This is a genomic window from Brucella haematophila, assembly GCF_005938105.1.
Taxonomy (GTDB): Bacteria; Pseudomonadota; Alphaproteobacteria; order Rhizobiales; family Rhizobiaceae; genus Brucella; species Brucella haematophila.
In genome coordinates this window covers 265,251-285,379 of record NZ_VCPE01000006.1, presented here as the reverse complement: position 1 = coordinate 285,379, position 20,129 = coordinate 265,251, and the positions used below count along the sequence as shown (strand labels likewise).

The following is a 20,129-nucleotide window of genomic DNA, read 5'->3' as shown; positions in this document are numbered from 1 at the left end:
GCGGCCTCTTACCCAGCAGGACAAAGACATGAACAAGCCCGTCACTCCGAAAACGCCAAAGTTCCGCTCGCGCGCATGGTTCGACAATCCTGACAATGTCGACATGACGGCGCTCTATCTCGAGCGCTACATGAATTATGGCCTGAGCCAGGAAGAATTGCAGTCGGGCCGTCCGATCATCGGCATCGCGCAGACGGGTTCGGACCTGTCGCCCTGCAACCGTCACCATCTGGAACTGGCTAATCGCGTCCGCGAAGGCGTGCGTGAGGCAGGCGGTATCGTCATCGAATTCCCGGTTCATCCGATTCAGGAAACCGGCAAGCGTCCGACCGCCGGTCTGGACCGCAACCTTGCTTATCTCGGCCTCGTGGAAGTGCTTTACGGCTATCCGCTCGACGGCGTCGTGCTGACGATTGGCTGCGACAAGACCACGCCTGCCTGCCTTATGGCTGCTGCAACCGTCAATATTCCGGCGATCGCGCTTTCGGTTGGCCCGATGCTCAACGGCTGGTTCCGTGGCGAGCGCACGGGTTCGGGCACCATCGTCTGGAAGGCGCGCGAACTTCTGGCCAAGGGCGAGATCGACTATCAGGGCTTTGTGAAGCTTGTTGCTTCTTCGGCTCCGTCGACGGGTTATTGCAACACGATGGGCACGGCAACCACGATGAACTCGCTTGCTGAAGCGCTGGGCATGCAGCTTCCGGGTTCCGCCGCTATTCCAGCACCGTATCGTGATCGTCAGGAAGTGGCCTATCTGACGGGCCGCCGTATCGTCGAGATGGTCTATGAAGACCTCAAGCCTTCGGACGTTCTGACCAAGGATGCTTTCGTCAACGCCATCCGCGTCAATTCAGCCATCGGCGGTTCGACCAATGCGCCGATCCATCTGAACGCGCTCGCCCGCCATGTCGGCGTGGAGCTGACCGTGGACGACTGGCAGAAATACGGCGAGGAAATCCCGCTTCTGGTCAATCTCCAGCCAGCGGGTGAATATCTCGGTGAAGATTATTACCATGCCGGTGGTGTGCCAGCCGTCGTCAATCAGCTGATGGGGCAGGGCCTCATCAACGAGGATGCACTGACCGTCAACGGCAAGACCATTGGCGAAAACTGCAAGAACGCCACCATTGAAGACAGCAATGTCATCAAGACTTACGATCAGCCGCTGAAGAAGCATGCCGGTTTCCGCGTGCTGCGCGGCAATCTGTTCTCGTCGGCGATCATGAAGCTCAGCGTTATTTCGGATGAGTTCCGCAATCGCTACCTTTCCGACAGCAAGGATCCGAATGCCTTTGAAGGCAAGGCGGTCGTGTTCGACGGACCGGAAGATTACCATCATCGCATCGACGATCCGTCGCTGGAAATCGACGAGCATACGGTTCTGTTCATGCGCGGCGCTGGCCCTATTGGCTATCCGGGTGCGGCGGAAGTGGTCAATATGCGCGCACCGGATTATCTGCTGAAGAAAGGCATCAGCTCGCTGCCATGCATTGGCGACGGTCGCCAGTCGGGCACGTCGGGTTCGCCGTCGATCCTCAACGCCTCGCCGGAAGCTGCCGCTGGCGGCGGTCTGGCCATTCTCAAGACTGGCGACCGCGTGCGCATCGATCTTGGTCGCGGCACGGCTGATATTCTGATTTCGAATGAGGAACTGGCGGAGCGTCACAAGGCTCTGGAAGCCGCTGGCGGCTTCAAATATCCAGAAAGCCAGACGCCTTGGCAGGAAATCCAGCGTGCCGTTGTCGGCCAGATGGAAACCGGCGCGGTTCTCGAAAACGCGATCAAGTATCAGGATATCGCGCATACGCGCGGCCTGCCGCGTGACAACCACTAAGGCTTTTCCGGATGGCTGTTGATAAAAAGCCGTTTGCTGCTGTCGCCGACTGGGGCACCACCCGGTTGCGGCTCTGGACGCTGGATGCGGACGGTGCCGTGCTGGGTGAAAGCCGGGGCGATGACGGTTTGCTGCGGGCAAAGGAAGCCGGTTTCGAGCCGACGCTCGAACGGCATCTGGCTACGCTCGGTGCGCCTGCCGATCTGCCGGTGGTGATTTGCGGCATGGCCGGTTCGCGGACCGGCTGGATCGAAGCGCCCTATATGAGCCTGCCTGCCGGGCTGGACGGCATAGTGAAGGCTGCGGTGCGCGTACCTGCGCGCCGCCACGTCATCATGCTGCCGGGCGTTGCGCGGCGGGATGAGGCGGCACCGGATGTCATGCGCGGTGAGGAAACCAAGCTGCTCGGTCTGGTGCATGGGGGCACGCATGACGCCGTTGTCGTCATGCCCGGCACCCATGCCAAATGGGTGCGGATTGCCGATGGCGGTCTTGCTGATTACCGGACCTTCATGACGGGCGAATTGTTCGCGCTTTTGAAAGACAAGTCGGTGCTGGCTGGTGCGCTGGAAGGCGCTGGCGAAGTCGACCCGGCTGGAGCGGCTTTTGCGGCTGGCGTCAAAGCCTCGCTCGAAACGCCGGAACTGATCGCCAATGCGCTGTTCTCGGTTCGCGCGGGCTGGCTTGTGCACGACCGCAAGCCGACCGACCAGCTGGCGCGGCTTTCCGGCCTGTTGATCGGGCTGGAAGTTGCAGGCGGGCGCACGCTATACGGCAAGCCGCAGCAGGTGCTGCTGCTCTCGGACGGTATGATGGGCGGGCTCTATGCAAGCGCGCTTGAAATTGCCGGGCTGACGGTCAAGCGCGTCGAGGCGGACGAACTGGTGCGGGACGGCCTGTTCATGGCGGCAAAGCACGCCTTTGCGGGAGGTGCCCAATGAGCGCGCGTGTTGCATGGCCGAAACTGCGTTATCCGCTGGTCGCGATCCTGCGCGGCATTCGTCCGGAGGAAACCGAAGCAATCGTTGAAGCCCTGATCGAGACGGGCTTTGAAGCCATCGAGATCCCGCTCAATTCGCCCGATCCATTCGTGTCGATTGGCAAAGCTGCGAAGCTCGCGCCTGCCAATGTGCTGATCGGTGCAGGCACAGTGCTGAGTGTCGAGGATGTAGACCGGCTGAACGATGTTGGCGGCAGGCTGATGGTCAGCCCCAATGTCGAGCCGGAAGTCATTCGCCGTGCGGGTGGCCATGGCATGGTGACGATGCCGGGTGTGTTCACGCCGACGGAAGCCTTTGCGGCGATCCGTGCAGGGGCATCGGCGTTGAAATTCTTTCCCGCCAGTGTGCTGGGCGCAGACGGGATCAAGGCGGTTTCCGCCGTCCTGCCGAAGGATATTCCGTTTGGCGCCGTGGGTGGCGTATCGGAAAGCGATTTCGCAACCTATGTCGCGGCAGGGGTGAGTTGTTTTGGCCTCGGATCGAGCCTTTACAAGGCTGGTTTCACGGTGGCCGATGTGCGTGAGCGCGCCAAACGCGCGGTCGCGGCATGGGAGGCAATTGCGGGCTGAAGGAGGCACGCAATTTGTTTGGGTTTAGGCATTTTCGATTAGGGTTTAAACCCTCGTTCGGAAATGGTCTTGGAGGCATTCCGCAAACTGCTGGCCAACTATTTGGGCGGGGAGCGGGAGTTTGGGAGAACGGCAGGCTTCGCGGAGAAGTCTGTCCCAATTTTTGGGAGTGTAACAATGGCAGGCATGAAAACTCTAACCCTGGCAGTCGCGATGGCCGCGCTTGCCTTCACGGGCATCGCCCGCGCCGAAGACAAAGGTCTTGTGGCAGTCGCTATGCCGACGAAGTCGTCGGCACGCTGGATCGCGGATGGCGACAACATGGTCAAGGTTCTGAAGGAACGCGGCTATCAGACCGATCTTCAATATGCTGAAGACGATGTGCCGAACCAGCTGGCGCAGATTGAAAACATGGTGACCAAGGGCGCCAAGGTTCTCGTTGTTGCGTCCATCGACGGCACCACGCTGTCCGACGTGCTGGCCAAGGCGCATGAAGCAGGCATCAAGGTCATCGCTTATGACCGCCTGATCCGCGATACGCCGAATGTCGATTACTATGCGACCTTCGACAATTTCCAGGTCGGCGTGCTTCAGGCGCAGTCGATTGAAACGGCGCTGGACCTCAAGAACAAGCCGGGCCCGTTCAATATCGAACTCTTCGGCGGCTCGCCCGACGATAACAACGCCTACTTCTTCTACAACGGCGCCATGTCCGTATTCCAGCCTTACATCGACAGCGGCAAGGTTGTCGTTGCCAGCGGCCAGACCGGCATGGACAAGGTTGCAACGCTGCGTTGGGACGGTGCGACGGCTCAGGCCCGCATGGACTCCATCCTGTCCGCCTTCTATTCGGACAAGCGCGTCGATGCAGTTCTGTCGCCTTATGACGGCATCTCCATCGGTATCCTGTCTTCGCTGAAGGGCGTCGGCTATGGCAGCGGCGACATGCCGATGCCGGTCGTTTCCGGTCAGGACGCCGAAGTGCCTTCGGTCAAGTCGATCCTCGCCGGTGAACAGACCGCGACGATCTTCAAGGACACCCGCGAACTGGCCAAGGTCACCGTCGATATGGTCGACGCGCTGATGAGCGGCAAGGAACCGGAAGTCAACGATACCAAGACCTATAACAATGGCGTCAAGGTCGTACCGGCCTATCTTCTGAAGCCGGTCATCGTCGACAAGTCGAACTGGAAACAGGTTCTGATCGACAGCGGTTACTACAAGGAAGACCAGATCAAGTAATCTGGGTTTCTAAGGGATGGCGGGCGCGCCTGATGGTGCAGCTTGACGGCGCGTTCGACACCACCTTGCATATGCGCGGTTTCGGGCCGAAAATCCGGCAGTGTTCCGGCTTCGCCTGAAACAGCATTGAATTTCTGTAATGCCATTGCCTCAATCCCAAGCTTACCTCAGTTTCGAACTGGGGTAGGCCGTACGATTGACAGCGTTGTCTTTTTTAGTGCGTGTTTAAAAACACATTCTGAAACAAGGCCATAGTCTGCATGCAATGGCATTCAGAAATCCTGCGCCATCAGTCAAAGCAACCGCAACGGCGCTTCGAATGGGCAGGGTTCAACAGGGTTTGGAGCGTCGTGTTGAGCATCCGGAGGGATGCGAGGCGCTCTGTCGGGAGTGAGCGATGAATGTAGCCAATCCTGTCCCGCTTGAAGAGCAGGGAAGCCAGCATAACGCGGCTGGCAAACCTATTCTTGAAATGCGCGGCATCAGCAAATCCTTCGGGGTCGTGAAGGCGTTGAGCGACGTCAATTTCACGGTCATGCCGGGGGAGATTCACGCATTTGTCGGCGAAAATGGCGCTGGCAAATCCACGCTCATGAAGGTGCTCTCGGGGGTCTACCCCCATGGCAGCTATGAAGGCTCGATCTTCTTCGACGGAGAAGAACGGCAGTTTCGCGATATCAATGATTCCGAAGCGCTGGGCATCGTCATCATCCATCAGGAACTGGCGCTGATACCGCTGATGTCGATTGCGGAAAATATTTTCCTCGTCAATCCACCAGCGAGCCGTGGCGTCATCGACCGCAGTGCCGTGCATATGCGCACGCGGGAACTTTTGAAAAAGGTCGGCCTGTCGGAATCGCCCGATACGCTGATCACCGATATCGGTATCGGCAAGCAGCAGTTGGTGGAAATCGCCAAGGCCTTGTCAAAGCGCGTGCGCTTGCTGATCCTCGATGAACCGACGGCCAGTCTGAACGAAACGGACAGTGCGGCGCTTCTGACGCTCCTGAAGGAGTTTCGTGCGCAGGGCATCACGTCGATCCTGATCTCGCACAAGCTCAATGAAATTCGCGAAGTTGCCGACAAGATCACGGTGCTGCGCGACGGCAAGGCCGTGGCGACGCTTGATTGTCATGCAGGTGAGGTCGAGGAAGACGATATCATCCGCAAGATGGTCGATCGCGATCTGGAAAGCCGCTATCCGAAGCGTGACCCAAAGATCGGTGACGTGATTTTTGAAGTCGACAACTGGTCGGTCTATCATCCGCTGCACCCAGAGCGGCATTCGGTCAAGAACGTGTCGTTCAAGGTCAAGGCGAGTGAAATCGTCGGCATTGCAGGCCTGATGGGCGCTGGCCGCACTGAATTCGCCATGAGCCTGTTCGGGCGTTCCTGGGGCACGAATATCACCGGCGAGGCGCGCATCAATGGCAAGGCCGCGGATATTTCCACCGTGGCGCGGGCGATCAAGTCCGGGCTTGCCTATGTGACCGAGGATCGCAAGAAGCTCGGCCTCGTTCTGGGTGAAAACATTTCGCGCAACATTTCGCTGGCCAATCTGCGCGGCGTCAGCCCGAAGGGCGTTATCGACGATATTCGCGAAATGAAGGTTGCCGGTGAATATCGCAACCAGATGAGCATTCGCAGCCACAATGTCTTTCAGCAGACGGGCACGCTTTCGGGCGGCAACCAGCAGAAGGTGGTGCTGTCGAAATGGCTGTTCACCGGACCGGATGTGCTCATTCTCGATGAGCCGACGCGCGGCATCGATGTCGGCGCGAAATACGACATTTACACCATCATCAATTCACTGGCGGAGAGCGGCAAGGGCGTGGTCGTCATTTCTTCTGAAATGCCGGAACTGATCGGCATCTGCGACCGCATCGTCGTCATGCATGAAGGCGCTTTCGTCGGCGAAGTCGCCGGCGAAGAGGCAACGCAGGAAAACATCATGCGGGCCATCATGCGGAACAAGGGAAAACGGCAATGAGCGAGAATATTATCGGAAGCAGCCAGACGAGCAGCGTTGGGCGTTATCTCAAGAACAATCTGCGCGAATCCGGGATGCTGCTCTCGCTCGTCGCGATCATGATCTTCTTCCAGATCGTCACGGGCGGCGTGCTGATGAAGCCGCTGAACCTGACCAATCTGGTTCTGCAGAACAGCTACATCGTCATCATGGCGCTCGGCATGCTGCTGATCATCGTAACCGGCCATATCGACCTGTCGGTCGGTTCGGTGTGTGGTTTCATCGGCGCATTGGCGGCGGTGATGATGGTGCATTGGGGCATCCCGTTCCCGATTGCCGCCATTCTCTGCCTTCTGGTCGGTGGTCTGATCGGCGCATTGCAGGGCTTCTGGGTCGCCTATTTCAACATACCGTCCTTCATCGTGACGCTGGCGGGCATGCTGGTCTTCAAGGGCCTGATGCTGGCTGTGCTCGGCGGCCAGTCGGTTGGCCCGTTCCCGGTCGTGTTCCAGAAGCTCTCGTCGGGCTTCATTCCGGAAATTTTCGGCACCACGGCAGGCGGCGTGTACCTGACCTCGCTGATCATCGGCGTGCTGCTGGCCGCTTTCATGATCTGGCAGAATGTGAAGTCGCGTCAGCGCCATATTGCGCATGAAGTGGAAACGGAGCCGTTTGGCCTGTTTGTCATCAAGAACATTCTGTTCTTTGCGGCTATTGCCTATCTGTCGCTCCTGATTTCCATGCATCGCGGCCTGCCGAATGTGCTGATCATCATGGCGGTGCTGATTGCGGCCTATGCGTTTCTCACCAATCGCACGGTGATCGGTCGCCAGATTTATGCGGTCGGCGGCAACCGTCATGCGGCCAAGCTTTCCGGTGTGAAAACCGAACGGCTGACCTTCCTCGCTTTCGTCAATATGGGCGTGCTGGCAGCTCTCGCCGGTCTGGTTTTCGCGGCGCGCCTGAATACGGCAACGCCAAAGGCGGGTATCGGCTTCGAGCTGGACGTGATTGCAGCCTGCTTCATCGGCGGTGCATCGGCTTATGGCGGTGTGGGTCGCGTGACAGGTGCAGTGATCGGCGCGCTTATCATGGGCGTCATGAATAACGGCATGTCGATCCTCGGCATCGGTATCGACTATCAGCAGGTCATCAAGGGTATCGTGCTGCTGGGTGCTGTCTGTATCGACGTCTATAACCAGAAGCGCTGATTATTTTGGCTCTGGCGGCCTGCAAGGCAAGCCAGCGTCACATCATTTTGAGGCTTCGCCGTCGGGGGGCGGGCGAAGCACCAGACCGCGCTGGAAGCAATTCCGGCGCGGTTCTGTTTTGTTAGATCGCCGTGCGGCGAGCGTGGTCGAGATAAATCTCGCGCAGGCGTTGGGCGACCGGACCGGGCTTTCCCGTGCCGATGGTCTTGTCGTCAATGACGGTGATCGGAGTGACGAATGTGCCGGCGCTGGTGAGAAAAGCTTCCTTGGCCGCGTAGGCTTCGTCGATGTTGAAAAGGCGTTCTTCCAGCTTCATGCCGGTCTCGGCAATCAGTTGCAGCAGCGACAGGCGCGTGCAGCCGGGCAGAATGGCGTTGCTGTTGGGGCGCGTGACGACAACATCATCCTTGGTCACGATATAGGCCGTGGACGATGCGCCTTCAGTGACATAGCCGTCTTCGATCATCCAGGCTTCATCGCAACCGGCATTCTTGGCGATTTCCTTGGCGAGCGCTTGCGGCAGCAGGCACACCGTCTTGATGTCGCGGCGCTTCCAGCGCAGATCATCCAGCGAGAGCACGCGCGCGCCGGTTTTCAGCGCAGGCTTGTCGAGCAGATTGGCTTCCTGTGTGAACAGAACTACCGATGGCTTGATACCTTTACCCGGCACAAAGTCGCGGTCGCGGCCATCGCCACGGGTGATCTGGAGATAGACCAGTCCCTCGGTCAGATTGTTGCGGCGTACCAGCTCGCGCTCGATCGCGACGATCTCGTCTTCGCTCAACGGCATCGGAATGCCGATTTCGCCGGTGGAACGGCGCAGGCGTGTCATATGCGGGCCGCTGTCGATCAGCTTGCCTTCCAGCACGGCGGTTACTTCATAAATGCCGTCGCCGAAAAGGAAGCCTCGGTCGAAAATGGAAATGCGGGCATCGCGCGCGGCAACATAGTCACCGTTGACATAGACAATACGGTTCTCGAGGTCTTCTGCTGTAACGGCCATGGTGGAATCTGTCCTGAAAAGAAAGGGCCGCGACGAATGTCGCAGCCCTTTCATAATCCACCCGATATTCTCAAGAAACCGTTATTTTCAGGCAGCCTGTCTGGCTGCCTCAATGGCTTCGCTGCGAATTTCTTCCGTCAGTTTGAGGCGCAGTTCGGAAAATTCCGGGCTTGCCTTGATGTGGTAGGAACGCGGATGCGCGATATCGACCGGCGTGATCGATTTGATCTTGCCGGGGCGTGCGGTCATCGTGACCACGCGTGTGGCCATGAAGATCGCTTCTTCGATATCGTGGGTGACGAAAATCACGGTCTTGTGCTCGCGTTCCCAGATGCCCAGCAGCAGTTCCTGCATCAGGCCGCGTGTCTGGTTGTCGAGTGCGCCGAAGGGCTCGTCGAGCAACAGGATTTTTGGATCATTGGCCAGTGCGCGGGCAATGGCGGTGCGCTGCTGCATGCCGCCCGAAAGCTGTTTCGGCCAGTGATTTTCAAAGCCGCGCAGCCCCACCTTGTCGATATAGCTATCGACGATTTCGCGGGCCTCTTTTTCCGGCAGGCCCTTTTCACGCAGGCCGAAGCCGACATTCTGGCGGATGGTGAGCCATGGAAACAGCGTATAGGACTGGAACACCATGCCGCGATCAGCACCCGGTCCGGCAACCGGCTTGCCTTCCAGCGTCACCGTGCCTGTCGTCGGCTTGTCGAGACCGGCGATGATGCGCAGAAGCGTGGACTTGCCGCAGCCCGAAGGGCCAAGAATGGTGACGAAGTCGTTCTTTGGAATGATGAGATCGGTTGCTTGCAGGGCCAGCGTCGGCTTGCCGCCATGCACGCCGGGGAAGGTGCGGCTGACGCCCTTAACAACCAGTTCCTGATCGGTCTTGGGAGCCATTATGCGAACCTCCATGCAAAGAGCCAGCGGTTGAAATATTTGAAGGCAAGGTCGGAAATCAGGCCGATGACGCCGATGATGATGATGCCGAAAATGATCTGGCCAGTGGCCATCAGCGCCTGGCTGTTGATGATCATATAGCCGATGCCCGATGATGCGCCGATGAGTTCGGCCACGATCACATAGGTCCATGCCCAGCCGAGCACGAGACGCAGCGTTTCGGCAATGTCGGGCGCGCTGGCAGGCATGAGCACGCGGCGGATGATGCCGCTGTTGGACGCGCCCAGCGTATAGGCAGCTTCCACCAGATCGCGGCGGGTATTGGCGACGATGACCGCGATCATGAGGATGATCTGGAACACCGCGCCGATGAAGATAACGAGCAGCTTCTGGGTTTCGCCGATGCCAGCCCAGAGGATCAGGAGCGGCACGAAAGCCGAAGCAGGCAGATAGCGCGCAAAGGAGACGAAAGGCTCCAGCAGCGCTTCGATGGGCTTGTAGGCGCCCATGGCTACACCGACCGGAATGGCAACGAGGCTTGCCAGCACGAAGCCGCCCAGCACGCGCCAGACCGTCATGCCGATATCGGACAGGAAGCCCTGATTGGCGATGAGGTCATAGCCGTCTTTGACCATGGTGATCGGATCGGCGAGGAAGGTGGCGGAGACAAAGCCGCCAAGCGTGGCAATGCCCCAGAACACAAAAAATAGAATGAAAAACAGGATGCCCAGTAAGATCCGGGTCGTGTTGCCTATCGGCTGCAAAGGCTGCATGTCATTGTCCGTTCAGTCGCGCGCCCGTCTTCAAAGAGAGACGGAAGGGGAGAGGTCGGTCCGGGCGTCGCCGCCCGGAACAGCACTCACTATCTGTTCTGAACACTTTGCCCGAAAGGTGTTTCATGCCTTTCGGGCTGCGTTCCAGAAAGCGATCTTACTTGATGAAGCTCGTATCCACGATGTCATCGAGGTTCGGCTTCGACTTGATCACGCCAGCCTGCAACAGCAGATCAGCCGCTTCAGCGGAGAATTCCTTGAAATCGCCATCGAAGAACTTGTGGTTGGCGGCCTTGTCCTGCCAGCGCAGATATTCGGCGGATGCACCGAATTCCTTGCCCGACTGCTTCACGTCCTTGCCCATGATTTCATAGGCCTTGTCCTTGTCCGCAGCGATCATTTCGAGTGCTTCGAAATAGCTGTCGGCAAGCGCCTTGGCAGCTTCCGGGTTCTTTTCGAGGAAGGCAGGCGTGCAGCCAACCGTATCCGTCACAGCCGGATAGTCGAGCGTGGTGGCGAGAATCTTGCCCTTGTCAGGTGCAGCACGCACGGTCGAGAGATAAGGCTCATAGGTCATGGCGGCGTCGTTCTGGCCAGCCACGAATGCCTGTGCTGCCGGTCCCGGCTCCATGTTGACGACCTTCACATCCTTGGTGGTCATGCCGTTTTTGGCGAGCATGAAAGCCAGCAGGAAGTAAGGCGAGGTGCCCGGTGCGGAAGCGGCAATTGTCTTGCCCTTCAGGTCGGCGAAGGAGTTGACGTCGGCGCGCACTGCAATGCCGTCAGCGCCATAGGACTTGTCCATCTGGAAAATCTGCTTGGATTTCACGCCGACAGCGTTCCAGACGATCCAGGTTTCAACGGTAGTGGCTGCGCACTGAATGTCGCCCGATGCCAGCGCCAGATGGCGGCTCGCCTGCGGGATTTTGTTCAGCGTCACGTCCAGTCCGTGTTTTTTGAAAATGCCAGCTTCCTTGGCCAGCGTCAGCGGGCCAAAACCCGTCCAGCCGGAAAAGCCGATGGAAACGGCTGTCTCAGCATGTGCTGCCGATGCGAAAGCGAATGCTGCCAGCGCAACACCTGCAAACCACGATTTTTTCATGAATAGTACCCCTTTTATGTGTTTATAAGCCTATACATATCGATCTTAGCAAATTAGCAGGACCGTATTTCCTGTCCAGAGAGGCCGACAAAGATTTCTTTGCGGGCATTTCCGGCGGGAATTCATTTAAGCGTCTGATCCAATTGCGATAATCGTGATCAGAAACAGGTCTCCCTTACCCTTTAGTTCAACGGAATTTGTGACAGGCGCAGTCAGGATTGCAGCTTCATGGGGACCGAGATGTACGATTCCCGTGTCGGTCTGGAGTGCAAATTCTCCTTCTGCACAGAAAATAAGCAGCGTTTCGCCCGTGGCCCCGGTTTCCAATGTCGCCGCAGCATTGCTCCCGCTGATGCGGCGGACGCGATGCATATAGCGCGTGCGTCGAGTCATGACATTGAGATCGGTAATGGCGGAGCCGATCAGGCGCGCAGCCGAATGGCTGTCTGCCGCAAAGGCCAAGGGCGCGCTGTCGCGGGTGAGGGTGCTCTGCTGTCCGTCGACATCGAGCAGGATGCCGTCGCCCTCGAGCACCGATAAGGTGCGGTCGATACCGGGAAAGACGGAAAACGGGCCGTCATTTGCGACGGTCGCCATGGAGATGCGCCAGTCGAAATCATCGACCGACGCGCCTTGCGGGTGGACGGCGATCTCAACCGTCACGCCGCCGCCGTTTTTCCACGGCATGCGGCGATGATTTTCGGCCTTGAGAAGAGTGACGGCCATTCGACCTCAATTCCCCAGAATGCCGGGCAGGCGCAGGCCCTGCTGCTTGGCCCAGTCGAGCGCTTCTTCATAGCCCGCATCGGCATGGCGCATGACGCCGGTGGCGGGGTCGTTCCACAAGACGCGCTCCAGACGGCGGTCGGCGTCTTCCGTGCCGTCGCAGCAAATAACCATGCCCGCATGCTGGCTAAAGCCCATGCCGACGCCACCGCCATGATGCAGTGACACCCAGGTTGCACCAGAAGCGGTGTTGAGGAGGGCGTTGAGCAGCGGCCAGTCGGAAACGGCATCCGAACCGTCCTTCATGGCTTCCGTTTCGCGGTTTGGCGAGGCGACCGAGCCGCTGTCGAGATGGTCGCGACCGATGACGATAGGCGCTTTCAATTCGCCATTGCGGACCATTTCGTTGAAAGCGAGGCCGAGACGATGGCGATCACCGAGGCCAACCCAGCAGATGCGTGCTGGCAGGCCTTGAAACGCGATGCGTTCTTTCGCCATGTCGAGCCAGTTGTGCAGATGCTTGTTGTCCGGCAGCAGTTCCTTCACCTTGGCGTCGGTCTTCGCAATATCTTCCGGGTCGCCGGAAAGGGCAGCCCAACGGAACGGGCCGATGCCGCGGCAGAACAGAGGACGAATATAGGCCGGCACGAAGCCGGGGAAGGCAAAGGCGTCTTCAAGGCCTTCTTCCAGCGCCATCTGGCGAATATTGTTACCATAGTCGAGCGTCGGAATGCCCATATTCCAGAAATCGACCATCGCCTGCACATGCAGTTTCATGGAGGCGCGCGCGGCCTTTTCGACGGCTTTCGGGTCGCTCTCTTGGCTTGCGCGCCATTCGGCCACGGTCCAGCCGAGCGGCAGATAGCCATGCACCGGATCATGCGCGGAGGTCTGGTCGGTGACGATATCCGGCTTCACACCACGCTTGACGAGTTCCGGGAAGATTTCAGCCGCATTGCCGATCAGCGCGATGGACTTTGCCTCGCCTGCCTTGGTCCAGGCATCGATCCTGGCCAGCGCTTCGTCGAGGCTGTGGGTCTTCTCATCGACATACCGGGTGCGCAGACGGAAATCGGCGCGGGTTTCGTCGCATTCCACGGCGAGGCAGCAGGCGCCAGCCATCACCGCCGCCAGAGGCTGCGCGCCGCCCATGCCGCCGAGGCCGCCGGTCAGAATCCACTTGCCGGTGAGGTTGCCGCCAAAATGCTGGCGACCGGCTTCGACAAAGGTTTCGTAAGTGCCCTGAACGATGCCCTGCGCGCCGATATAGATCCACGAACCGGCGGTCATCTGGCCATACATGGCGAGACCCTTCTTATCCAGTTCGTTGAAATGATCCCAGGTTGCCCAATGCGGCACGAGGTTGGAATTGGCGATCAGAACACGCGGCGCATCCTTGTGGGTGCGGAAAACGCCGACCGGCTTGCCCGATTGCACCAGCAGGGTTTCGTCTTCATTGAGCGTCTTGAGGGTGGCAACGATGCGGTCGAAATCGTCCCACGTGCGGGCAGCGCGGCCAATGCCGCCATAGACCACCAGCTCATGCGGACGCTCGGCCACATCGGGGTCGAGATTGTTCATCAGCATGCGCAGCGGCGCTTCGGTCAGCCAGCTCTTGGCGTTGAGTTCGTCTCCGCGCGGCGCCCGGACTTCGCGCTCGTTATGGCGTGGGTTCGACATGGTGTTCTCCTCAGGCTTTCAGGTCGTGCGCAAGCTTTTCCAGCCGCTGCAAAAGGGTTTTGAGATGGACGCGCAGCCTGTCCGCCTTGGCCGGGTCATAGGCGAAGGGAACGGCTTCGGTCGCAAGATGGGTTGATTGGGCAAGCTCCATCTGGATGGCATGCACGCCGGTTTCCGGCTTGCCGTAATGGCGCGTCGTCCAGCCGCCCTTGAAGCGGCCATTGAGGATCGACGTGTAACCTTGTGCCGCGGCGGTCACTTCGACAGCCGCAGCCTCGATCTTCGGATCGCAGGTCTTGCCCATATCCGTGCCGATGTTGAAATCGGGCAATTTGCCTTCAAACAGAAAGGGAATATGCGAGCGGATCGAATGGCAGTCATAGAGGATGGCAACGCCGTGGATCGCCTTCACACGGCTGATCTCGGCGGCCAGCGCTTCGTGATAGGGCTTGTGGAAGCGTGCCGTGCGGTCGGCAATATCGGCTTCAGTCGGCGCTTCGCCATCCTTCCAGATCGAAAGCCCGTCGAAGTCGGTTTCGGGGATCAGCGTCGTCGTGTTCTGTCCCGGATAGAGGCTTGCGCCCGCCGGATCACGATTGGCGTCGATGCAATAGCGATGGAAGGTTGCACGCACCATGGTCGCGCTGTCGATGAGACCGTCATAGAGGTTGTGAATATGCCAGTCGGTATCGGCAAGAATTTTGCCATTGTCGTTGAGCCGCGCCCAAATATCCTGCGGCACATCGGTTCCGGTGTGCGGCAGGCCGATAATGACCGGCGATGCTCCCTGACGAACTTCAAACGGGCTCATGATCACGCCTCCAGCGCTGGCAGGATGCCGCTTGAAACTGCACCGGCAAGCGCACCGTCAGCCACCAGATCGGCGGCGTTCTTGAGGTCGTCGGCCATATAGCGGTCGTCTTCCAGCGTCGGCACGCGCCCGCGCAATACGGCGATGACCTTGGCCAGTTCCGGGCTGGTGGTCAGCGGCTCGCGCAGCTCGACGCCGAGTCCGCCGGTCAGCGCCTCGATGCCGATAATGGCATTGAGATTGGCGGTCATCTGCAACAGGCGGCGCGCGCCATGGCAGGCCATGGACACATGGTCTTCCTGATTGGCGGAGGTTGGCGTGGAATCGACGGAAGCGGGATGCGCCATCTGCTTGTTTTCGCTCATCAGCGCGGCAGAGGTAACTTCCGCGATCATCAGGCCGGAATTGAGCCCCGGCTTGCGGGCGAGGAAGGCCGGCAGGCCGAAGGACAGCGCCGGATCGACCAGCAGCGCGATGCGGCGCTGGGCGATTGCACCGATTTCGCAGACGGCAAGCGCAATCTGGTCGGCGGCAAACGCGACAGGTTCGGCGTGGAAATTGCCGCCTGATACGGCGCGCCCATCCGAGAGAACCAGCGGATTGTCGGTAACCGCATTGGCTTCAATTTCCAGCGTGCGGGCGGCCTGTCGCAGAATGTCGAGGCAAGCGCCATCGACCTGCGGCTGGCAACGGATGCAATAGGGGTCCTGCACGCGCTGGTCGCCTTCAAGATGGCTCTGGCGAATGACAGAACCGTCGAGCAGGGCGCGCAGTGCCCGGCCAGCATCGATCTGGCCCTTATGGCCACGCAGCGTATGGATTTCCTCGTGGAACGGCGCATCCGATCCCATGGCGGCATCGGTGGACAATGCACCGGTGATCAGAGCCGTCTGTGCTGCGCGATGGGCGCGGAACAGACCTGCCAGCGCAAGGGCCGTTGATGTCTGCGTGCCGTTGATCAGTGCCAGCCCTTCCTTGGCGGCAAGCACGACCGGCTTCAGGCCGGCCTTTTCCAGCGCCTTAGCACCGGAGAGGCGTTCGCCCCGATAGAAGGCTTCGCCTTCGGCGATCATGGCCGCCGTCATATGGGCAAGCGGCGCAAGATCGCCGGACGCGCCGACAGAACCCTTTTCCGGGATCATCGGGATCACGCCTTTTGCCAGCATGTCTTCGAGAAGCGTGATGACTTCAAGCCGCACACCGGACGCGCCGCGACCGAGCGAAATCAGCTTCAGCGCCATGATGAGGCGCACGATATTTTCCGGCAGCGCCTCGCCGACGCCGCAGCAATGCGACAGGATAAGGTTGCGCTGAAGCGTGGCGACATCGCCGGGCGCAATGCGGATTGAGGCGAGTTTACCGAAACCGGTATTGATGCCGTAAACCGGCTCGTCGCCCGCTGCGATTTCTGCAATGCGCGCGGCTGCCTTTTCAACACCGGCATGAAATGCGGGGTCGATGCGCACAGGAACCGCATCGCGATAGATGGTTTCCAGCGTTTCAAGCGGGACAGAACCGGGCTTGAGGATGATGGTCATGACAGGCTCCGTTGCGGATAGTTAGATGTGGCCCTTGAAAACCCGCTTCCACAGCGGGTTGAAGCCGATGCGATAGACGAGTTCGGCGGGCCGCTCGACGTTCCAGATGGCGAGATCTGCATCCTTGCCGACCTCCAGCGTGCCAGTCTGGTCAAGAATGCCCAGCGCCCGCGCAGCCTCGCGGGTGACGCCTGCGATGCACTCATCAACCGTCATGCGGAAGAGCGTTGCGCCCATATTCATGGTGAGCAAAAGCGAGGTCAGCGGCGATGTGCCGGGATTGTTGTCGGTGGCGAGCGCCATCTTTGTGCCCGCGGCGCGGAAGGCCTCGACCGGCGGCTTCTGCGTTTCGCGGATGAAGTAATAAGCGCCGGGAAGCAGGACGGCCACTGTTCCGGCCTTGGCCATGGCGGCAGCACCTTCCGCATCGGTATATTCGAGGTGGTCGGCGGACAATGCGCCATAGGATGCGGCGAGGGCTGCGCCATGCAGATTGGAAAGCTGGTCGGCGTGAAGCTTGACGGCGATGCCATGCGCCTTGGCCGCATCGAATACGCGGGCGATTTCATCCGGCAGAAAGGCGATGCCCTCGCAGAAGCCATCCACCGCGTCGGCCAGATGCTCGGCTGCAATGGCGGGCAGCATGTCATCGATGATCTTGTCGATATAGGCAGCCTTGTCGCCATTCATTTCCGGCGGCAGCGCATGTGCGCCAAGGAAAGTGGTGCGGATTGCCACGTCGCGTTCTTCGCCAAGCCGACGGGCGGCTTTCAGCGACTTGATTTCGCTGTCGCGGTCGAGACCGTAACCGGATTTGACCTCGACGGTCGTAACGCCTTCGGCGATCAGCGCATCAAGACGGGGCAGGGTCTCACGCACCAGATCGTCTTCGCTGGCAGCGCGCAGGTTCTTGACCGAAGAAACAATACCGCCACCGGCCCGCGCGACTTCCTCATAGGAAGCGCCCTGCAAGCGCAGCTCGAATTCATGCGCGCGATTGCCGGCATGAACGAGATGGGTGTGACAATCGACGAGGCCCGGCGTGATCAGCCGGTTTTCACAATCGATTTTGTCAAAGGTCGCATAGTCTTCGGGCAGCGCCGACTGCGGGCCGACATAGGCGATCAAGCCGTCCTTGACCGCAAGCGCTGCATTCTCGATGAGACCGAGACCGTCCGCGTCATCGTCCAGCGTGGCAATGCGCGCATTGATAAAAACGATGCTTGAATTCTTGAGCATGATCGTTTTCTCGCTTCCCCTGTTTTTTGATAATGTATATACATATTAGTGAAACAGCCAAGAGAAAAAATGCGCAGACAAGCGAACTGTTGAAAGATGGCATTTTAACCTGAAAACTGTGACACGGCTTTTCGCGTTGGAATGGGTAAAACAACAAGCGCAGTCTGCGCGGGAACATTCGAGGAGAACCGATCCATGTCAGCTGCTACGCCCGAACAGCGTTTTATCCATGCCGGTCAGGCGCTTCTCGACAATGGTTGGGCGGGAAATGTCCGCATTGGCATCGCTGGCGGAAAGATCGCTTCTCTTGAAGTGGATAAGGCTGCCGGGGCAGGGGATGAACGCCACGCGGCGATTGTCGCAGGCGTGCCGAACCTGCACAGCCATGCGTTCCAGTATGGGATGGCGGGGCTTGCGGAAAAGCGCGGACCGTCTGCCGATTCGTTCTGGAGCTGGCGCGAGATCATGTACAAATTCGCGCTCACCATGTCGCCCGAACAGGCGGAAGCCGTGGCGCTGCGGCTTTATGTCGACATGCTGGAGGCGGGGTTCACCCGCGTCGGCGAGTTTCATTATCTGCATCATGACCGCGACGGTACGCCCTATGCCAATCTCTCCGAAATGGCCGACCGCATTGTCGCTGCCGCAAAGGCGGCGGGCATCGGCCTGACGCTGCTTCCGGTTTTCTATGCGCATTCGGGTTTCGGCGGCAGCGCGCCCAATGGAGGCCAGCGCCGCTTCATCAACGATCCGGACCGCTTTGCGCGGCTGATCGAGGGCTGCAAACAGGCGCTGTCGGGTTTCGACGGCGCGGTTTTAGGCGTTGCACCGCACAGCCTGCGCGCCGTGACGCCGGATGAACTCAATCTGGTGACGAAGCTTCTGCATGAGACGCCAGTGCATATCCATGTGGCCGAGCAGGTGAAGGAAGTGGAAGACAGCATCGCCTGGTCGGGCAAGCGTCCGGTCGAGTGGCTTCTCGATAATCAGGACCTGTCCTCGCGCTGGTGCCTGATCCACGCGACCCATATGACCGATGACGAAACCCGACGCATGGCCAAGGCCGGTGCGATTGCCGGTCTCTGCCCCGTGACGGAAGCCAATCTCGGCGACGGAACCTTCAATGCAACGGTGTTTGCGGAGGCGGGCGGCAAGTTCGGTGTCGGCTCAGATTCCAATGTGCTGATCGGCATTGGCGATGAATTGCGCCAGCTGGAATATTCGCAGCGCCTCCATCATCGCGCCCGCAATGTACTGGCCGAGAGTGAAGCTTCCACGGGTCGCGCCCTGTTTGATGGTGCGGTGCGCGGCGGCAACATCGCGATGGGTCGCGCCGATGACGGATTGAAGCTTGGCGCTTCGGCGGATTTTGTCGCGCTGGATACCGGACGTTTGCCGCACGCCAAGGGTGATGCCGTACTGGATGGCTGGATTTTTGCCGGGCGTGCGCAGGTCAGTGATGTGTGGGTACGCGGCGTGAAACAGGTGGAGGGCGGACGTCACCGCTTGCGCGATCAGGCCGAGCGTGCTTTCCAGAAGGCGATAGGCGAGTTGCTTGCCTGACGCATTTCCGGCAAAAGCGGGAAAACAAAGGGGACGTGGCATGGCGGATGACGATTCAGCGGCAAAAGACGGTCCGGTGCTTTCACTGCATCAGCGTATTTTGGACGATATTGAATCGCGCATCCTGTCGGGGGAATGGGCGCCCGGCCACCGTATCCCGTTCGAGCACGAGCTGACCGAACAATATGGCTGTTCGCGCATGACGGTGAACAAGGCGCTGACCCAGCTTGCCAAGGCTGGCCTGATCGAGCGCAAGCGCAAGTCCGGCAGCTTCGTTTCCTTCCCGCGGTCGCAGGCCGCCATTCTCGAAATTCATGATATTCGCGATGAGGTCGCGGCGCTCGGCGCGCCGTACAGGTTCGAACTGCTTAAGCGCTGGGACCGTCTGAGCGGGCCAGCCGATGCGCAGAAGATCGATATTCCGCGCCACACGCAGATCATCGATCTGGTCTGCCGTCATCATGCCGGACAGCGGGTTTTCGCGCTGGAAGAACGTATCATCAATCTGGACGCGGTGCCGGATGCGGCTGCGGCGGATTTTTCCGAACATTCGCCCGGTCCGTGGCTCGTGGCTTGCGTGCCGTGGAGCAGCGCGCAGCACTCCATTCGCGCCACAGCGGCGACGCCGGAAAATGCTGCATTGCTCGATATTGCGCCGGGTTCGCCCTGTCTGGTCGTTGAACGTCAGACCTGGAATGCCGATCTGCCGGTGACGCATGTGCGCTTCACCTATCCCGGTGACAGCCACGCGCTGGTGGCGAAATTTACACCGTCGCAAGGCTGACCTCGCTAGAGCGGTTCCTATTTTAACAGAATCGTCGGAACCGCTCTATCCATTTGTTTTCACGCATTATCCTACGCATCGAAGCAGGATCAGAAATCAGTCCAGTGGACTGATTTCCCTGCGTAGACGCTTCGCACTTTTGCTGGAAATGCTCCAAGAAAAAAGCCGCCGCAATGGGAGCGGCGGCCAAGTG

General features: G+C 59.4%; 18 protein-coding genes. 8 read left to right on the top strand and 10 right to left on the bottom strand.

Annotated features, from left to right (window positions below; genetic code table 11):
* Positions 1 to 28 precede the first annotated feature (28 nt).
* The 4 genes from FGI60_RS12430 to chvE all read left to right on the top strand — a co-directional run bounded on the left by FGI60_RS12430 (position 29) and on the right by chvE (position 4,646).
* Positions 29 to 1,834, top strand: coding sequence for an IlvD/Edd family dehydratase (locus FGI60_RS12430; protein ID WP_138785434.1), 1,806 nt, complete (start codon positions 29 to 31; stop codon positions 1,832 to 1,834).
* Positions 1,835 to 1,845: 11 nt separating this feature from the next.
* Positions 1,846 to 2,775, top strand: a complete 930-nt coding sequence (locus FGI60_RS12425) for a 2-dehydro-3-deoxygalactonokinase (RefSeq protein WP_078338848.1) — start codon at positions 1,846 to 1,848, stop codon at positions 2,773 to 2,775.
* Positions 2,772 to 3,404: a 2-dehydro-3-deoxy-6-phosphogalactonate aldolase gene (locus FGI60_RS12420; RefSeq protein WP_138785433.1), complete on the top strand. Its 633-nt coding sequence runs from the start codon at positions 2,772 to 2,774 to the stop codon at positions 3,402 to 3,404. The genes FGI60_RS12425 and FGI60_RS12420 overlap by 4 nt, the downstream gene beginning before the upstream one ends.
* Positions 3,405 to 3,581: 177 nt before the next feature.
* A complete protein-coding gene (chvE, locus tag FGI60_RS12415) occupies positions 3,582 to 4,646 on the top strand; it encodes a multiple monosaccharide ABC transporter substrate-binding protein (protein ID WP_138785432.1) in 1,065 nt (354 codons plus the stop codon).
* On the opposite strand, the gene FGI60_RS26270 is transcribed toward chvE, so the two are convergent.
* Complete coding sequence (locus FGI60_RS26270; RefSeq protein ID WP_171058761.1) at positions 4,622 to 4,792, bottom strand: hypothetical protein; 171 nt, start codon at positions 4,790 to 4,792, stop codon at positions 4,622 to 4,624. The two genes, chvE and FGI60_RS26270, sit on opposite strands and share 25 nt — an antisense overlap.
* A gap of 251 nt (positions 4,793 to 5,043) precedes the next feature.
* Between FGI60_RS26270 and mmsA the strand changes: the two genes are divergently transcribed.
* Both mmsA and mmsB read left to right on the top strand, forming a co-directional pair.
* Positions 5,044 to 6,636 (top strand): multiple monosaccharide ABC transporter ATP-binding protein, encoded by a 1,593-nt coding sequence (gene mmsA, locus FGI60_RS12410; RefSeq protein ID WP_138785431.1) that lies wholly within the window; start codon positions 5,044 to 5,046, stop codon positions 6,634 to 6,636.
* Positions 6,633 to 7,826 carry a multiple monosaccharide ABC transporter permease gene (mmsB, locus tag FGI60_RS12405; protein ID WP_138785430.1) on the top strand — a complete coding sequence of 398 codons (1,194 nt, stop codon included), beginning with the start codon at positions 6,633 to 6,635 and terminating at the stop codon, positions 7,824 to 7,826. Before mmsA ends, mmsB begins: the two co-directional genes overlap by 4 nt.
* Positions 7,827 to 7,947: 121 nt before the next feature.
* On the opposite strand, the gene FGI60_RS12400 is transcribed toward mmsB, so the two are convergent.
* The 9 genes from FGI60_RS12400 to hutI form a co-directional block, all read right to left on the bottom strand.
* A complete protein-coding gene (locus FGI60_RS12400; RefSeq protein WP_138785429.1) occupies positions 7,948 to 8,829 on the bottom strand; it encodes a D-amino-acid transaminase in 882 nt (293 codons plus the stop codon).
* Positions 8,830 to 8,916: 87 nt separating this feature from the next.
* Positions 8,917 to 9,720, bottom strand: coding sequence for an ABC transporter ATP-binding protein (locus FGI60_RS12395; protein WP_138785428.1), 804 nt, complete (start codon positions 9,718 to 9,720; stop codon positions 8,917 to 8,919).
* Positions 9,720 to 10,493, bottom strand: a complete 774-nt coding sequence (locus tag FGI60_RS12390) for an ABC transporter permease (RefSeq protein WP_138785427.1) — start codon at positions 10,491 to 10,493, stop codon at positions 9,720 to 9,722. Before FGI60_RS12390 ends, FGI60_RS12395 begins: the two co-directional genes overlap by 1 nt.
* A gap of 157 nt (positions 10,494 to 10,650) precedes the next feature.
* On the bottom strand, positions 10,651 to 11,595 hold the full coding sequence (locus FGI60_RS12385) for an ABC transporter substrate-binding protein (RefSeq protein ID WP_138785426.1): 945 nt from the start codon (positions 11,593 to 11,595) through the stop codon (positions 10,651 to 10,653).
* 126 nt (positions 11,596 to 11,721) lie between these two features.
* Positions 11,722 to 12,321 (bottom strand): HutD/Ves family protein, encoded by a 600-nt coding sequence (locus tag FGI60_RS12380; RefSeq protein ID WP_138785425.1) that lies wholly within the window; start codon positions 12,319 to 12,321, stop codon positions 11,722 to 11,724.
* Positions 12,322 to 12,327: 6 nt separating this feature from the next.
* Positions 12,328 to 14,001 carry a urocanate hydratase gene (hutU, locus tag FGI60_RS12375; protein ID WP_138785424.1) on the bottom strand — a complete coding sequence of 558 codons (1,674 nt, stop codon included), beginning with the start codon at positions 13,999 to 14,001 and terminating at the stop codon, positions 12,328 to 12,330.
* 10 nt (positions 14,002 to 14,011) lie between these two features.
* Positions 14,012 to 14,812 carry an N-formylglutamate deformylase gene (gene hutG, locus FGI60_RS12370; protein WP_138785423.1) on the bottom strand — a complete coding sequence of 267 codons (801 nt, stop codon included), beginning with the start codon at positions 14,810 to 14,812 and terminating at the stop codon, positions 14,012 to 14,014.
* 2 nt (positions 14,813 to 14,814) lie between these two features.
* On the bottom strand, positions 14,815 to 16,350 hold the full coding sequence (gene hutH / locus FGI60_RS12365) for a histidine ammonia-lyase (RefSeq protein WP_138785422.1): 1,536 nt from the start codon (positions 16,348 to 16,350) through the stop codon (positions 14,815 to 14,817).
* 21 nt (positions 16,351 to 16,371) lie between these two features.
* Complete coding sequence (gene hutI / locus FGI60_RS12360; RefSeq protein WP_138785421.1) at positions 16,372 to 17,589, bottom strand: imidazolonepropionase; 1,218 nt, start codon at positions 17,587 to 17,589, stop codon at positions 16,372 to 16,374.
* 195 nt (positions 17,590 to 17,784) lie between these two features.
* On the opposite strand from hutI, the gene FGI60_RS12355 reads away from it, so the two are divergent.
* Together FGI60_RS12355 and hutC are read left to right on the top strand one after the other, a co-directional pair.
* The gene (locus FGI60_RS12355; RefSeq protein ID WP_138785420.1) at positions 17,785 to 19,152 is read left to right on the top strand and encodes a formimidoylglutamate deiminase; all 1,368 of its coding nucleotides are present in this window, start codon (positions 17,785 to 17,787) and stop codon (positions 19,150 to 19,152) included.
* A 40-nt stretch (positions 19,153 to 19,192) separates the two neighbouring features.
* The gene (gene hutC / locus FGI60_RS12350) at positions 19,193 to 19,936 is read left to right on the top strand and encodes a histidine utilization repressor (RefSeq protein ID WP_138785419.1); all 744 of its coding nucleotides are present in this window, start codon (positions 19,193 to 19,195) and stop codon (positions 19,934 to 19,936) included.
* Positions 19,937 to 20,129: the final 193 nt, after the last annotated feature.

What these genes read in the sequence shown, in the direction of transcription:
- FGI60_RS12430 (WP_138785434.1), top strand. Translation starts at nt 29, where the DNA reads ATGAACAAGCCCGTCACTCCGAAAACGCCAAAGTTCCGCTCGCGCGCA.
- FGI60_RS12425 (WP_078338848.1), top strand. Translation starts at nt 1,846, where the DNA reads ATGGCTGTTGATAAAAAGCCGTTTGCTGCTGTCGCCGACTGGGGCACC.
- FGI60_RS12420 (WP_138785433.1), top strand. Translation starts at nt 2,772, where the DNA reads ATGAGCGCGCGTGTTGCATGGCCGAAACTGCGTTATCCGCTGGTCGCG.
- chvE (WP_138785432.1), top strand. Translation starts at nt 3,582, where the DNA reads ATGGCAGGCATGAAAACTCTAACCCTGGCAGTCGCGATGGCCGCGCTT.
- FGI60_RS26270 (WP_171058761.1), bottom strand. Translation starts at nt 4,792, where the DNA reads ATGGCATTACAGAAATTCAATGCTGTTTCAGGCGAAGCCGGAACACTG.
- mmsA (WP_138785431.1), top strand. Translation starts at nt 5,044, where the DNA reads ATGAATGTAGCCAATCCTGTCCCGCTTGAAGAGCAGGGAAGCCAGCAT.
- mmsB (WP_138785430.1), top strand. Translation starts at nt 6,633, where the DNA reads ATGAGCGAGAATATTATCGGAAGCAGCCAGACGAGCAGCGTTGGGCGT.
- FGI60_RS12400 (WP_138785429.1), bottom strand. Translation starts at nt 8,829, where the DNA reads ATGGCCGTTACAGCAGAAGACCTCGAGAACCGTATTGTCTATGTCAAC.
- FGI60_RS12395 (WP_138785428.1), bottom strand. Translation starts at nt 9,720, where the DNA reads ATGGCTCCCAAGACCGATCAGGAACTGGTTGTTAAGGGCGTCAGCCGC.
- FGI60_RS12390 (WP_138785427.1), bottom strand. Translation starts at nt 10,493, where the DNA reads ATGCAGCCTTTGCAGCCGATAGGCAACACGACCCGGATCTTACTGGGC.
- FGI60_RS12385 (WP_138785426.1), bottom strand. Translation starts at nt 11,595, where the DNA reads ATGAAAAAATCGTGGTTTGCAGGTGTTGCGCTGGCAGCATTCGCTTTC.
- FGI60_RS12380 (WP_138785425.1), bottom strand. Translation starts at nt 12,321, where the DNA reads ATGGCCGTCACTCTTCTCAAGGCCGAAAATCATCGCCGCATGCCGTGG.
- hutU (WP_138785424.1), bottom strand. Translation starts at nt 14,001, where the DNA reads ATGTCGAACCCACGCCATAACGAGCGCGAAGTCCGGGCGCCGCGCGGA.
- hutG (WP_138785423.1), bottom strand. Translation starts at nt 14,812, where the DNA reads ATGAGCCCGTTTGAAGTTCGTCAGGGAGCATCGCCGGTCATTATCGGC.
- hutH (WP_138785422.1), bottom strand. Translation starts at nt 16,350, where the DNA reads ATGACCATCATCCTCAAGCCCGGTTCTGTCCCGCTTGAAACGCTGGAA.
- hutI (WP_138785421.1), bottom strand. Translation starts at nt 17,589, where the DNA reads ATGCTCAAGAATTCAAGCATCGTTTTTATCAATGCGCGCATTGCCACG.
- FGI60_RS12355 (WP_138785420.1), top strand. Translation starts at nt 17,785, where the DNA reads ATGTCAGCTGCTACGCCCGAACAGCGTTTTATCCATGCCGGTCAGGCG.
- hutC (WP_138785419.1), top strand. Translation starts at nt 19,193, where the DNA reads ATGGCGGATGACGATTCAGCGGCAAAAGACGGTCCGGTGCTTTCACTG.